15 protein-coding genes and 2 pseudogenes are annotated in these 14,406 nt (G+C 49.6%); 15 read left to right on the top strand and 2 right to left on the bottom strand.

Annotated elements, in window-relative coordinates:
* The 14 genes and pseudogenes from L991_RS08700 to L991_RS08650 all read left to right on the top strand — a co-directional run.
* The coding region (locus L991_RS08700; protein WP_047394109.1) for a DUF2345 domain-containing protein at window positions 1–965 on the top strand (965 nt) is incomplete at its 5' end.
* Entirely contained in the window at window positions 965–2,389 is a 1,425-nt protein-coding gene (locus L991_RS08695; protein ID WP_197053843.1) for a HEAT repeat domain-containing protein, read from the top strand. The genes L991_RS08700 and L991_RS08695, both read left to right, overlap by 1 nt.
* 2 nt (window positions 2,390–2,391) lie before the next feature.
* Window positions 2,392–3,354, top strand: a complete 963-nt coding sequence (locus L991_RS17275; protein ID WP_156129029.1) for a hypothetical protein — start codon at window positions 2,392–2,394, stop codon at window positions 3,352–3,354.
* 365 nt (window positions 3,355–3,719) lie between these two features.
* Window positions 3,720–3,914, top strand: a pseudogene (locus tag L991_RS18045) (hypothetical protein); the annotation flags it as partial.
* Window positions 3,915–4,888: 974 nt separating this feature from the next.
* Window positions 4,889–5,887, top strand: a complete 999-nt coding sequence (locus tag L991_RS08685) for a PoNe immunity protein domain-containing protein (RefSeq protein WP_047394098.1) — start codon at window positions 4,889–4,891, stop codon at window positions 5,885–5,887.
* 135 nt (window positions 5,888–6,022) lie between these two features.
* Window positions 6,023–6,379, top strand: a pseudogene (locus tag L991_RS17720) (type VI secretion system Vgr family protein); the annotation flags it as partial.
* A complete protein-coding gene (locus tag L991_RS17715; protein WP_231550519.1) occupies window positions 6,359–6,751 on the top strand; it encodes a hypothetical protein in 393 nt (130 codons plus the stop codon). The pseudogene L991_RS17720 and the gene L991_RS17715, both read left to right, overlap by 21 nt.
* Entirely contained in the window at window positions 6,748–7,716 is a 969-nt protein-coding gene (locus L991_RS08670) for a PoNe immunity protein domain-containing protein (RefSeq protein ID WP_047394089.1), read from the top strand. Before L991_RS17715 ends, L991_RS08670 begins: the two co-directional genes overlap by 4 nt.
* Window positions 7,717–7,818: 102 nt before the next feature.
* Window positions 7,819–8,106 (top strand): RHS repeat domain-containing protein, encoded by a 288-nt coding sequence (locus L991_RS17480; RefSeq protein ID WP_081986597.1) that lies wholly within the window; start codon window positions 7,819–7,821, stop codon window positions 8,104–8,106.
* Window positions 8,107–8,232: 126 nt separating this feature from the next.
* Window positions 8,233–8,532: an RHS repeat-associated core domain-containing protein gene (locus L991_RS17860; protein ID WP_081986596.1), complete on the top strand. Its 300-nt coding sequence runs from the start codon at window positions 8,233–8,235 to the stop codon at window positions 8,530–8,532.
* A 2-nt stretch (window positions 8,533–8,534) separates the two neighbouring features.
* Window positions 8,535–8,753: an HNH/ENDO VII family nuclease gene (locus tag L991_RS18040; RefSeq protein WP_081986595.1), complete on the top strand. Its 219-nt coding sequence runs from the start codon at window positions 8,535–8,537 to the stop codon at window positions 8,751–8,753.
* A gap of 5 nt (window positions 8,754–8,758) precedes the next feature.
* Complete coding sequence (locus L991_RS08660; protein ID WP_047394293.1) at window positions 8,759–9,187, top strand: hypothetical protein; 429 nt, start codon at window positions 8,759–8,761, stop codon at window positions 9,185–9,187.
* A 113-nt stretch (window positions 9,188–9,300) separates the two neighbouring features.
* A complete protein-coding gene (locus L991_RS08655) occupies window positions 9,301–9,480 on the top strand; it encodes a hypothetical protein (RefSeq protein WP_047394080.1) in 180 nt (59 codons plus the stop codon).
* A 252-nt stretch (window positions 9,481–9,732) separates the two neighbouring features.
* Window positions 9,733–10,167 (top strand): hypothetical protein, encoded by a 435-nt coding sequence (locus L991_RS08650; RefSeq protein ID WP_047394078.1) that lies wholly within the window; start codon window positions 9,733–9,735, stop codon window positions 10,165–10,167.
* 25 nt (window positions 10,168–10,192) lie between these two features.
* Here L991_RS08650 and tssG read toward each other — a convergent pair whose 3' ends face one another.
* Window positions 10,193–11,206, bottom strand: a complete 1,014-nt coding sequence (gene tssG, locus L991_RS08645) for a type VI secretion system baseplate subunit TssG (protein ID WP_047394076.1) — start codon at window positions 11,204–11,206, stop codon at window positions 10,193–10,195.
* Window positions 11,170–13,029, bottom strand: coding sequence for a type VI secretion system baseplate subunit TssF (gene tssF / locus L991_RS08640; protein WP_047394073.1), 1,860 nt, complete (start codon window positions 13,027–13,029; stop codon window positions 11,170–11,172). The genes tssG and tssF overlap by 37 nt, the downstream gene beginning before the upstream one ends.
* A gap of 166 nt (window positions 13,030–13,195) precedes the next feature.
* Here tssF and tssA point away from each other — a divergent pair, with 166 nt between their 5' ends.
* Window positions 13,196–14,326, top strand: a complete 1,131-nt coding sequence (gene tssA / locus L991_RS08635; RefSeq protein ID WP_231550511.1) for a type VI secretion system protein TssA — start codon at window positions 13,196–13,198, stop codon at window positions 14,324–14,326.
* Window positions 14,327–14,406 lie beyond the last annotated feature (80 nt).

Raw genomic sequence — 14,406 nt, 5'->3', positions numbered from 1 at the left:
CCAAGAGCCTCGGCGAAGTCGCCACCAAACAACTGGCCGACACCATCGAAACGGGTGAGAACGACCAGACCATCAAGCCCGACAATTCAAACGGTGAGAAAAACAAAACCGGCCATCTGCACCACCACGTCCACGCTGCAAAAAGCTGGGAAGCGGGTAGCAATACCGATACGGACGGAAAAACCAAATCCGAAGATCAAGCCGGCCAGCAACCATTGCTGATCCTCCACGGCCAAGACGGTCTCGCGCTGACCACGCCACAGAGCATCACCCAAACTGCTGGCACGAATATCGACCAAATCTCGCAACGAGACCACAACCAAACCACAGGGCGGCGCTGGATACACAATGTTGGCCAGCACATCAGCCTATTCGTCTCAGGCGTAAAAGACAAAGTCGCGCTGAAACTGATCGCCGCGAAGGGGAAGGTGCAAATTCAGGCGCAGAGTGATGATGTCGAGATTACGGCGGACAAGAACGTCAAACTCACCGCAATCAAAGGCCAGAATCTATTCAACGCCAAGCAAGAAATCCTGCTCACCGCCGGCGGCGCGTATATCCGCATCAAAGGCGGCAAGATCGAGCTACACGCGCCGGGTAAGGTTAGTTTTAAAGGCGCGAGTCATGATTGGAGTGGAGGTACAAGTCAGGGGGCAAGTTATCCCGCAATGCCACAACCTGGTGATCATTGGATTGGCGTCCACTTTACTGACCCAGATGGCGACCCAATTGAAAAAGCACCATATAAAATCCGTTTCGAAAATGGTGCCACCTACACCGGTAAACTCGATGTCATGGGAAAAGCCAAGCATGTTTCAGTCCCTCACGAAACCGCCAAAGTGAGCTACGAGCTTCCGCCACCCAAAGACGAAAAACCTTTTGACCCATTGCAGGAATTGGTCGGCAAAGTGAATCAAAAACTGGCAGGTAAATCGGCCTCAGTATCAAGCGAGGCTGCAAAATAATGGATGAATTTGAAAATGCGCTGGCGTGGTTTAAGTCCGCACCCAAAAGCTGGTTGGATAGTGCAGGCCAAAATCTTGAAGGCTTAGGTCAGTGGATCTGGGAAGTCATTCAAGGCGACTTCAATGACGACCAAACTACTGGGCAAATTGTTACTGGCACCGTGATTTCAATGATCCCTTTCGTCGATCAAATCTGCGATGTCCGTGATTTATGCGCCAATAGCAATAACATCCGCAAGGATGAAGCAAATGTTGGGGCTTGGATTGGGCTTTGCCTCACCTTGATAGGTTTGTTTCCTGTGCTGGGCTCATTTGCCAAGGGGGCATGCAAAGTCATGTTCTTGTATCTGCGCCGTGCAGGCTTTGATGTTGCTGGCAAAGTCATCAACAAGAAAGCATATGACGCTGCAATTAGTGGATTAAATAAATTCTTGGAACTGCCCGCGACCAGAAAAACACTCAAAGCGCTAAAAATCTATAACCCTTATGAATACCTCGCCAAACAAATTCGCTTGCTGCAATCAAAAGTAAATGTCGGCGCTTTGCTGGGTAAGCTTGATGAGCTAATGAATGCGACAAAATCCATTCTGAATAAAGCATCAGATTGGGGCCCCAAGTCGATCAAGCAACCGATTAAAAACATGCTTGATCAATTGACTTGGCTGCGCTCCAAAGCCAATAGTGGTCTTGGTAAAGCTGTTGGCCCGATGAACGAAGCACTGGATAAATTGGCGAAACGCTTGGAAATTGAAAGCGATTTATCGCGCCGTGCGGTTACGGGAACGGTTAATCCGCATGCGATCAAACCAGTTACCGAAGCACAAGAGGCTGTATTCTTGCGCAGACATAAGCCAAGCTGGGTTGATGAAGGTGCTGCATTAAAATATAAGCAATTAGAAAGTCTAGAAGGCCATCACTACGATGCGATAGATGCGGGATGGGGAGATATAAGTAGCAAGGCGGCTGGGCCACTTAAGAACGCTTTTAAGACATTCAATACATTAAAGGCGGTTGAGTTAAAGCCGGGAGAAAAGCTCTATCGCGTCGTTTCCCCCAAATCTGCGGATAACAGCATCTGTTGGATGCGCGAATCTGAATTCAAGAAACTTAAATCTAAAGCCGATTGGCGGCGCTATTTTGCCGTGTGGAAAAATTGGAACGATAACGGCGAGTTTGTGACTTACGTTATCCCTCCGGGTAAACCAATGAAAGTCTGGGAAGGGAAGGCTGCGTCACAAAAAATGGGTGAAACCGAATTTTCGCTTGAGGGGGGTTATATCCAAATCGTGCTTGATCCAAAAACGCTGGATAGGAAATATGCCAATCCAAGGCAACCGACAGGCTGGGGGTATACGGATGGCGAGATTCCGAACGACCTAGACGCCTATCTGGGTGTCCCGAAATTAGAACAAAACTGGAGATAGCTGTGGCAGTTTTACATCCGCAAGAAGTTTACTTATTGGAACTCTACAGTTCGTTTGATTATATTGCCGATGGCCGCGATGCTTGGCGCAATTTGGTTTGCCATCATGAAGAATGTCTTGAACGATTTATGCGTCAGTTGCCGCCCGACTATCGCTCTCGCCATTTATCAATGCAACCCGATATTGTCTGGGGAGAAACGGTGTTGCCTAATTTTCGTTCGACGTTAGATCGACTAAATCGGGCCGTTATTTTGTTATCGCATAACGATCCCCGTGGTTATAACGCCGCAGGTGGCGTGCAAGGTGATTTGCGCGGCGCTAATGAATACTGGCACGAGTGGATGTCTGAGGAAGAGTTAAAAAAAGACGATGATTTGACCACCAAAGCCAGCCATCTGAACAGTATGATTGATTTCACCACAGAAGGTACTTGGCAAGCAGGTACATTGTCATGGAGATATTCTGAGCGCGCATGGGGGCCACTCAATCTTCCTGCCAGTCTCCCTGCTTACACATTAGACCCTACTGTCATCATTAATCCCGGTGATTTAGTTGAAGTTTGTGGCGTTTATTTACCGGAAGCGGAGAATACTGCGGCACAATTTCTTCACCCGGGAAGAACAACATGGGCGAATGGAAAGCCACGACCATTAACGGTTAGACAAGGATTAAATAAAAATGAATATGGTGGGTGGGAAGAAGAGCAGGATATCGAAACCCGTTGGACATTGATAAAACGAATTCCTGATCAGTTTATTGAAGTCCCACCAGAAGGCTTTTACCCCAAAGACGGTATCTGCACTGGCCGAGTTGAAGCCAACCAGCCTTGTCCGCAATCTGGTTGGTGGTGGACACCCGCTCGTAACAACTCTCGGCAATTTTTTAAACAGCATGATGTCATGCCAGATTTTGCCAATTCAAATTACGGCGCCACGATTTGGTATCGTGATGCGAATCAACGTTGATGGCATGCCTACAGACCAAGAAATATACTGGTAAAACAAAATGGGAGATATGGAACAAGGGCGCCGCCGTTTATTTTGGCTGCTTCAGAAATGCTCTAGTTATGCGGTATGGGCTTTCCCTGCCCACAAACTGGCTATTGGCTCACCCCAGCAAAAGCAACTGGCCGCGCATTTTTTCATCAGGGTGACGTGATGCCCGACTTCCCCGATTCTACCTACGGCGCGACGATTTGGTATTGGGATCAAAATCAGGATTGAGGTAGTCGCTCTTTAACAATCGGAAGTCAACAAACAAAGCCGGAGCAATCCGGCTTATATTTACCTGCAGGAGTATTGCCACCTAGAGCTTTCATTATTATACGTCTGGACATATACCCCGCTGTACAGACTACGTCAGGCAGGAAGTACTCGTTGACTTTATCGAAGGCGATATCGACCGCCCGATTATGACTGGCATAGTTTACAACGGCAGCCACCCCGCCCCGACGTTTAGTGGTGCTGGCGCACTGCCCGCGAATAAAACGCTATCGGGTATCAAGAGTAAAGAATACAAAGGTGGTCGTTCTGAAGTGAATCGTTATCTGAAGCAATTGACCGATTTGCGAAAGATGGCGGCAGGGAAAATAGATAATGCCGTAGCAGAGCTAAAGAAAATGCATGGCAAATTATTTGCCGATGATTTACCGAAAGGCACGGCAAAAAGCACAGAGGTGCGGGCAAAACCTGAAGTGCCTGTGGCGAATAAATCCAATAGTGGCGCCATCAAAAAGGACAAAACACCTGAGCATCCTGCTACCCCCAAGCAAACCAAAACTAACGAGCATCGCGAAGCGAAGAAAAAAAGCAATTGGCATACCGGTGTGCTGCCTGAGCATTTGACCGATTACTACATGCCGAGCGCCAAAATTGGTTTTAAAAAAATCAACGACAACGGTCGCAAGCGTGAAGAGCACGATGGCCCTAAGGGCGCAGGCATTGACCATATCTGGCATAGCCCAATGCGCTCACCCACCCAGCCCTATGTGATCGGCGAAACCAAGGGTAGCCTGCTCGATAGTTTTGCTTTGCTCGCGGCTTTGCCTGCTGCGCAGCGTGAGCAGCTGGAGCAAATGAAAAGCGAAGATCCGTTTGATCCTGCGCCACAAGATCGTAAAACACCGAGCAAGGTGACGGTATCTGAGGATGCCAATGAAGGCGATCTAAAAGCCAAACGCCAAGGTAAAAAAGTTGAACAAGGTTTGTCGACAACCAAGACGCGAGGCGTGCAGATGAGCCATCAATGGGTGGTTTTTAATATTTTGAATACAGAAAGTAAGGGATTGGCGAAAAGCCATAAAGCCACTCTTCTCAAATCTATCGGGCAATTTGATAAAAGAGTTGAAGTGCAGGAAAATCCACAGGCACCCTACGATCGCTGGATCATTATGGTAACAGGCAAACAAAAGGTTAGACACGAAGTGAGACATGGTCATCATCATGAAATTCGCCGGCCTATGGTTGAATTACCCAATAATATTCTTTGGAAATAAGTGCAATGCAGTTATATGACGCAGACGAATTAATTGCGAAGAAGCGAGAACCATTGCTCGATTATGCAGAGCATTATGACTTTACCGTGCCTGGCGCGATTGAAACTTATGATTTGGTTGCACAGGGACTGGTATTGCGAGGCGATATTGATTTCAATAAAGCACATCGAATGACTTCAACTCGAAGGAGAGCTTGGGACGCGCTAGAACATTTGAGCATTGCCTATTCCGCTGGCAATCCGCTCGATGAATTACGCGCTTTCTATCCAACAGTGCTTGAATATTGGGAAGTCTACGCCAAGTACGACCGCATTTTCGATGACAGCCCAGAAGCCAATGGCCGCCGTGTGCCGCATCTCGACTTGTATGATTTTTCCTACCACCAAGCCTTGCGCCTAATCTGCTTTGGCTTATTGCTGGGCCATAGCGATTTGATGCCGCGCTGGGCGTCAATTCTGGATTATGAGAACGAAGACCCTGATATTTTGCTCGAAGTGTTGTTGGCACCATTTGTGCCGGGCCGCCGCCCGGGCGTAACGTACACCCGCACTTTGCCATATAAAAAACTGCAAAAAGTGTTTGATGCGACGCCCGAAAAACGCCCAAGCTTGATGGCTAAATATCTGGACGAGTGGTATACCGCCAGCCGTCGTGAGGGTTATCACGGCCTGCACGAAGCGCCTAATTTTACCGGCTACTGGAGCTACGAAGCCGCTGCTATCACATGGTTGCTAGGCATTGATGACAGCAGCTATCGCGATATGCAGTTTTATCCCTCTGAGCTAGTCGATTACGCCCGCGCGCAATATTCGCAGGATGAAGCCGTCGCGAAGCTGGAGACTGGCCGCATCGCTGCCAATCAACCTTGCCCACGCGGTGGCTGGTGGTGGACGCCAGCTAAATTTGCTTCGCGTTCAGAATTCAAGCAAGGCGACGTGATGCCCGATTTCCCTGATTCCAGCTACGGTGCGACGATTTGGTATTGGGATCAAAATCAGGATTGAGATATTCGCTCTTTAACAATTAAAAGCTATCAAACAAAGCCGGAGCAATCCGGCTTATGTTTACCTGCTAGAGTATTGCCGTTAAAGCCTTTCATTTATTTGACTCTAGGCGTATACCCCATTGTATATCGCTGCATCAGGCAGGAAGTGTTCGTTGGCTTTTCCGAAGTCGATATTGATCGCCCGGTTGTGACTGGCGTCGTTTACAACGGCAGCCACTCCGCCCCGACGTTGAGTGGTGCTCGCGCACTGCCCGCGAATAAAACGCTATCGGGCATCAAGAGTAAAGAATACCAAGGCGGCCAGTACGGCGAATTGCTGTTCGACGACAGCACTGGCAAAGTTCGCACCAAACTATCCAGCGAACACGCCAAAACGTAACTCAACCTCGGCTACCTGATTCACCCGCGCACAAATGGCAAAGGGGAAACGCGAGGCGAAGGGTTTCAACTACGCGTCGATGTCCACGGCGTGATTCGCGCTGGGCGTGGTGGAGCACAACCAAGCACTTCACCAGTAACAACTGCAGTTAATGATAAAAAAATAATTGTGCAGATGAGTCATGAATGGATTGCGAAAAATATTAAATCTGCTGTGCAAAAAATAATATCTGATGATGTGTTGGATTTGGGCAAGTCTTGTTATTTACTCCATCTTTTCCATAGCCCACTTTGGTTGCCCGCTGCACTGGAACATAGCAAGGATTATTTGGAAGGTGAATCAAAGAGTAAGCTGCATGCAAATCACGATATCATTCCTTCATTGTGTTACAACGAGGATCAAGTAAAGGTGGCAGTTAATCATAAAAAAGCGGCACTAAGAAAGAAATACGGTGATTTGAAGACTTTGAAGGAAGAAAAATGAGCTTTTTTATTGAACGACACAGACAGGTTTTTCTCGCTGAGAAATATTATTCCTCACTGAAGATCGGAAAAATTGATTCACATGAACGATTTAGCCTTGGCCTTCAGCGAGAAAGTAATGATTCTGAAGATATTAGTCGTTTAAATTGGGCTATTTCGGATAATAGTTATGAGATTCTATCGTTGGCTTATACAGCTGGTGAGGCTATTTATCCTCTTCGTGATCAGTTGGAATCAGTGATTGTTACTTGTGTAAAATATGCAATCGCTTTACGAGAATATGAGCAGTCTGTAACTTGCCCGGTTTTTGGTTTGCAATACATAGATGAATTTGAGCGAATCGCACAATTAATCGGGTTGGCTTATTTATTGCATCGTCGTGATTTGATTCCACGTATCCATGCGTTGATTGCGGGGTCGGCTTATGACGGTGTGGATGCCATGTATGAGGTGCTCATTAGCCATGCCTTGCCTGATCGGCCCTATTTGGAAAACTGGTATCACCAAAAACCCTATATTCATTTATTAAATGCTACCGACCTTGAGACGGAAGCTGAAAAGAGTGAGCAATTGAAAGAGTATTGCCTAGCTTGGTATCCTGCCATGGTTGAGGCTCCATGGCATAACAGTCATTTGAATATGACTGAAACCGATGGTGCTTATTTTGGTTATTGGGCTTTTGAAGCGGGTGCAATCGCGTATTTATATAATATTGATCATTCCGAAATCGATCACATGGTTTACCCCAAAGATCTGGTGGCCTTTGCGCGTGAATTTGAAGCCGAGCCAGAGAAATTCAACCGCGCCCGCTGCCCAGCGAAACAAGCTTGCCCGCAATCGGGCTATTGGTATACCCCAGTCAAACAAAACAGTCGAGCACTGTTCAAGCAAGGCGACGTGATGCCCGATTACCCCGATTCGACCTACGGCGCGACGATCTGGTATTGGGATCAGAATCAGGGCTAAGGTAGCCGCTCTTTAATAATAAAAAGCATCAAACAAAGCCGGAGTGATCCGGCTTATGTTTGCGTACTGACGTATTGTCGCCAAGGCTAGCTTGATCAATACATTTGGCTATATACACCGCTAATTGCACTGAACGAATACTACGCCAAAAGCTATCTGCTTAAAGAAACCGACCCATTTGGTCATAGCACGCAATCCGCCAACAACGCGCAAGGCTTGCCGGTCGAGATTAAAGACGCCAAAGGTGGCAGCAAAAAGCTGGCGAATACCGATACCGGTTTGCTGCTGAGCTATACCGATTGCTCCAGCAAAACCAGCCGCTTGACTTATGACGAGCGTGGCCGCATCAAAGCTGCGCAAGACGCTGCAGGTGGCATTACCCGCTACTAGTATGGGTCTGTAGGCCAATTAGAAAAAGTCATCCAGCCCGATACTACTGAAATCAAACTAAAATACGACGCCGAATCCGGTTTACACTACAACCGCCACCGCTAGTACGCCCCGCAGGAAGTCCCCTTGGGGAACGACCCGGAAACAGGGCGGTTTATATCGTCTGACCCGATTGGTTTGCTGGGTGGATTAAATACCCACGCTTATGCGCCGAATCCGGTTTATTGGGCTGATCCATTGGGGTTGGCGAGAATATTCCAAAGGTCATGTTTTAGTGCTCCATCAGGAAGAAATAATCAAGTCTATCAACAAGATATTGATTGGAATCTTCCGGTTAATACGCGTAACGGAGTTAAAACGAATCTGGAGTTGGCTCAAGAAGGAAAAAATCCTTTTGACGTTAAGAATGGAAATATTCTCAGCTAAACTTGCATCACTCTAAGCAAGATGCTGATGGGGCCTTATTTGAGCTATCAGCTGATACTCATCAAAAGTATTACAGTAGTAATGCATTGCATCCTCACTTGCCAAATGCTCATCCGGATCGACCTGTGAATCGAGATTCGTTTAATGGTGATCGTGAGGCCTACTGGCAAGAGCGCGCCAAAGCAGAGGTTGCTAGAAGAAATGGAAAAGGATGCCGGTGATATTTATGAATGAAAAATTGATTACTTTTTTTAAAGAAAAAAAATGGTGGTTTGATGACGCTGCGGAGTCATATGGTGAGCTACTTTCAACAATTGGGATTGCCCAAAATTCATTACCGTGGATGTTCTATGTGCATGTGGAAGATGGGCCATCATTCTTGTCTGATAAAGGTGAGATTTATCAGCTGGGATGGCATGCAGAAAACACAAACTATGTAGCCAATTCCAATAATCTGAAATCAGCATTGGGACTGAGTGATGCATTGATTCCACTTGATGCTTTTGCAGGCGGATCGGGGTTTTTCTACAACAAGGAGACAGAGTCTGTGGTTTATTTGGAGATGGGACAGATTCTGGATAGTTATAAGAAAGGAGATGTTGCTGTTTCTTGGCCTGATTTTGATTCATTCTTGGAGTGGTATTTTGGCCGGTAGTTTTTAAGCTTTCTTAAGCATCATTTGTGATGGCACCATTTAATTATCAAAGTGTATGAAAGACCACGCAGCTCCGATTAGCGAAGCGTAATCGGAGATTTCGCGTCACGTGCATGTTGTGGAGTGGGCAGGAAATCGCCAGCTTTGAGCGCGATAACCTGCACCGCGAAGTGAGCCGCACGCTGGGCAATCAGCTCGCCGCCACGCAGCAATACGACAAAATGGGTCGGCTGACGCAGCAAACCCAGGCGGGCAAAACCAGCCAAACACGCAGCTACAAGTACGCCCCGTAGGAAGTCCCCTTGGGGGATGACGCCGTCGGCCAGCTATAAAACGACCCCGTTGGCCGCCTGATTGCCGCCGCCAGCCCGCATGCTAAAGAGACTTTCGCCTTCGATCCGGCGAGTAATATTGTTGATACCAGCAGCAGTATTGCCTCTCAGAGCAATAGCAATAATCTACCTGGCAATATACCCGCCATTGCCGGCAATTTGCTCAAAGAATACGCCGGTACGCATTTCAAGTACGCCCCGTAGGAAGTCCCCTTGGGGGACGATGCGCGCGGCAATCTGATTGAAAAACAGCAAGGCGCACAGGTACAAAAACTGGCGTGGGATGGCTTTAACCGCCTTGCCGCGCTGGAAACGCCGAACGGCAAAACCGTATACGCGTACGCCCCGAAGGAAGTCCCCTTGGGGGACGACGTGTTCGGCCGCCACATCGGCAAACGCCACAATGGCCAGACGACGACCTTTGTCTGGGATGGCAACGTCATCGCGCTGGAAAAAACCGCCGAGCAAACGCGGCATTATCTGTTTGAAGCGGGCAGCTTTGTGCCGCTGGCACAGGTGGTGGAAAAAGATGGTGGGAGTAACACCGGCTACTACCACGTCGACCACCTCGGCATGGTCATAGGCGCTAGCTCGGGGCAAGATGGAGCGATGCAGACCATATGTGTTACGCACGGAACGCCAAAGTAACTGCGCTACTTCATCGCGAACTTGGTTAGCGCAGTAGTTGGTATTTCACATCTTTAGCATTTTCGCTCCGCGGTCCTAGCCAAAAGCCTAGGCCCAGGGCCTGGGGCTGTTGGGCATCAAGCTGGGGTGCGGGGATAGCGGCTTGTTCCAGTTCGAGGGTGACATCGCAAGCTAAGCCGTGACCAAGAGCAAACTTGAGTAGGGCTTGTAGTGCGGCGGCGCCTGCTCCATTGGGTTGCATGGCTTGATATTGCGACCATTGCAGCGGACCAAGTTTAAGTTCGATTTTGGTTTGGCGATCCCAAATGCGATCACCGGCAAAGGTATCGATGCCAAGCTGGTTGCAGTGCAGTCCGAGTTGGCTTTGCTCGTGTACGGGTAGCTGCATCCATTGCCCTGCAAACTGGGTGAGCTCGGCCCGGACGCCAAAAAATCCCTCAATCAATGTGACGAGGGCCTGGCTCGACATCGGTTTTTGGCTTAGCAAGCCAGCGTAATAGATAAATAGCTGCTCTTGGTGAGGCGTGGTTTTGCCTAGCTGGCTGCGTAGCCCATCGAGTCCCAGGCCGGCTAAATCGAGTAAATTGCGCGTAAAACCATCGCGTTCACCGGCTTCGGCATGCAGCCAGAACCGGTATTTGCGCCATGCCCCAAAAAATAGCGCGATAGCGCGGTGACTGAATAAATCGAAAAAGGCATGCAAGCTGGTATCACGGTACTGTTGCTTGCGTTCGATCAAGAGCTCGGTGTAGCTGGTAGGCAAAGCGCCGGATGGCCCGGTTAGCCCCATAAACGCTACCTGTAATTCGGTGGTGTTCTCATCTGCACTTGGGGTGTAGCGGGTGAGCTCACTCGGGGGAAAGGACAAGCTACCTACCGTGCGAAACCGCAGTTTGGGCGGCAGGGCGCCGCGCTTATCAGTGCGGTGACGCTGGCTTAGCCCCAAAATACGAACCGCTTGAAAGAAACTGTAGCGGGTTGGGTCTTGGCTCAGCTCTTCGGTCAGATGACGAGGGCTTCGCCGGCGCGGGCTGGCCATGCTGCGATCTCCTCTTTGTGTTGCTGGCTATGAACCTTTAGTTGAGTGAAGCTATTCGGAGCACAATACAGCGCAAAAAACCGTTCGAGCACGCTGGCAAAAAGATAGACGCTCCCCCCCACAAAATGTTCTTCGCTCAGGGTAAGGTTGATTTCGGTGCCGCGTGCAAAGCCGGCAAAGTGCTTGCCCGTGATGCGGGTGACGGCAGGGGCGCTGGTGATGTGGGCGATGCCTTGAATTTGCTTGGTGTTGACCGCCGAATCGCTCAAATTGTAGAGTCCGAGCATTTCCTGCAACGCATTTTTGCCTGAATCGACCAGCGATAAATAATTGAGTGATAGATGCGAAATCAAGCGCCATTGCAAGCCACGTTTGGCGGGGGCACGCAGACTGGAGCTGGGCTTGCGCAGCAGTTTTACCCGCTTCACTACGGAGTGGCCGGGTAGCTGAAAGTCGGTGTGCTGACCAGATTGATTGCCACCAAAAGGGATGAGCTCGGGCAGATCTCGATTGCTACACAGAAGCTCTAGGCTGAGCACTTCGGCGGCAGGGCGCACGGGTTGAAAATCCATATCGACCAGATGTAATTCAAGGTCGCTGCCTTTATCGCCTTGTCGGGGAGAGCTTTCGCGGCTGGCATGCCAGTAAAAGCGGGCGCCTTGCTCTGCTTGGCCATGTCGCAGGGCATAAAAAGGCAGAACCTCTTCGCAGTTTTCATCTTGGCCGGTTTTTTCGACGCGGGTTACTTTGCGAATCTGGATCACTTCATAAGCCTGCTGTTTGCGCGCATCGGGCAGCACGGCATAGCTGGCTTTTTGATGCGTAACCCGAATCGGTTCAGCCTGTTGCACAAAGAGATTCACAATTGGTGTACAACCCATGCGGAGGTGATGGGCTTGCAGGCTATCGCGCAGACGGGCATGGCGTTCGGTGTCGGGCCAGCGTTTGAACATGATGTCCAGCGTGAGCTGATGGCCTTGAATGAGCTGACTAGCCGCGCCCAGTTGGGTGATATCTATGAATAGAAATTTATCAGGAAAACTAAAATATTCGGTCAGCAGCCGGTAGCCCAGAAATGAGCGGGCGTCGTACTCCAGAATGCCCTCATCGCGACCAAAGCCCACGGGTTGGATACAGCTTGCGGGCAACTGGCGCTGCAATGCCGGATCTTCGCTGCCATCGCTTACTCGCACGGCACTGACATTGGCCAGTAGCTGCTCATAGAGCAGGTGCATGAGTGCTGGCTCGCCATCCAGAAAGAAGCGCAAATCATCAAGGCCGATACCATTGACCGGTAAGTTGCCATGCGTATTGAAGGTTAGGGTCAGAATGGCGGCTGCATCCGGCGCGATGCGGCGCAGATGGGGCGAGCTACTGGTGAGATTGAGCTGTGCATCAATCAGCGATAAAGGATACAAATTAACCGGATAGCTACTGCGAAACTTGCAGGCCACACCCTGAATTGCCGGGGCTTGCACCAGCTGACCACGCTCAATTTGATAACGTTTGGCGATTTCGGGGCGCGCAGGATCGCATTCAAATTGCACAATTGTTGTAGCGGGTATCGGCCGTAGATAGTGCGGGTACAGTACTTCCAGAAAACTGGCCGAGATTTCTGGGTATTCATCATCCAGTTTTTTGTGGATGCGTGAAGTAAGAAATGCGAAAGATTCAATGAGGCGTTCTGTGTGAGGATCCTCACATTGATCACCTTCAATTTGTAATCGACCGGCAATTTTTGGATACCGCTGACCAAATTCACTGGATAATTCTCGCAGCAAACCTAGTTCACGTTCGTAATAGGGCAATAAGGAGTCAAGCATGCTCTGGCGTCGTGACTTCCCGGGTGGGAAGGGGAGAATGGATGTTGCAATAGCCTGACATTATCGTGTATTTCAAAGTAGGTTTGAAAGTGATTATTTTGTCAGGATTGGGTTGCGCGCCACCATTCATCTCTAGGTGTGATCCAGTTCATGCCCCGGTGGGGCAATGTTGCAATCTTCAGTTGAGTATCAGGCCATGAGTCATTCCGAATTGTTGGTGCGTCTGTTAGCCCCCATCAATGAGCACCAGCCCGCTGGTGAAGATTTATCTTATTCAATGTTGTTTGATCAAATACGCGAGGCTCGCCGCGCCGATGATCCTTCGTTGGCGCAAGGCGAGTGGGAGCAGCAGCTCAAAACTGCCGACTGGAATAAAGTGCGGCAGTTGTGTGAACAGGCGCTGAGTACGCAAAGTAAGGATTTACAGCTGGCGGTCTGGTTGACCGAAGCGCTGGTCAAAACCCAAGGCTTTGTAGGTGCACAATTGGGTTTGGCTGTGCTGGATGGTTTGCTGGCGCAATATTGGGAACAGGCCTATCCGGAGCTAGACCCCGATGATCTCGATGAGCGTGTCGGTAAATTGGAGTGGCTTAACACCCAGTTGGGCCAAGCTTTACGGCAGGTTCCGCTCATTGATCCGCGGCATGGCGCTTACCACTGGCTGCAATGGCAAGAGTCGCGGGAAGTAGAAAATCTGGGCTTGAAGGATCCGCAGGCGCGGGAAAATGCGGTGGCAGAAGGTAAGTTAGCAGGAGATGTATTTGATAAAAGTGTTCAGTACAGCGGCCCGACTTGGTTTGCGCAACTACATCAGCAGTTAGAGCGTTTACAAGCAAGTTATCAGGCGCTGGACCAGCAGGCCGATTTGCGGTTTGGCTATGCCGCCCCCAGCCTCGCGGAGATTCGAAGTGCCATTCAGGCCAATCTGGAAGTTGTTGAACGGATACGTGCACAATGGGGGGAGGCCGCACCCACGGTGCAGGATGCTGCCCCAATGACGCCTGCTACACAAACGCTGACTAGTATGGAGACACCTGTGAATATGCCCGCCGCTTTTCCGCCCGCTCAGCAAACGCTCGTAGGTCCTCTGCCTAATCGTGCTGCCGCCATTCGGCAGTTGCGTGAAGTGGCGCAGTATTTTCGTCAGCATGAGCCACATAGTCCGGTGGCCTTGCTGGCGGAGCGTGCTGCCAAGTGGGCTGAGATGAGTCTGGAAGAATGGCTGGGGACTGTGATTAAAGACGATTCAACCTTGCATCAGCTGAACGAACTTTTGGATGTGCGCCGCAACGATTAAATGCGGCGTGTCGTAGTTTGGGGCGGCGTAAAACAACAAAGGCTTGTAACCGGGTTACAAGCCTTTTTGCATGCAATGGA

It is taken from the genome of Chitinibacter sp. ZOR0017 (assembly GCF_000799095.1).
Taxonomy (GTDB): domain Bacteria; phylum Pseudomonadota; class Gammaproteobacteria; order Burkholderiales; family Chitinibacteraceae; genus Chitinibacter; species Chitinibacter tainanensis.
This window is presented reverse-complemented; position numbering and strand designations above follow the sequence as displayed.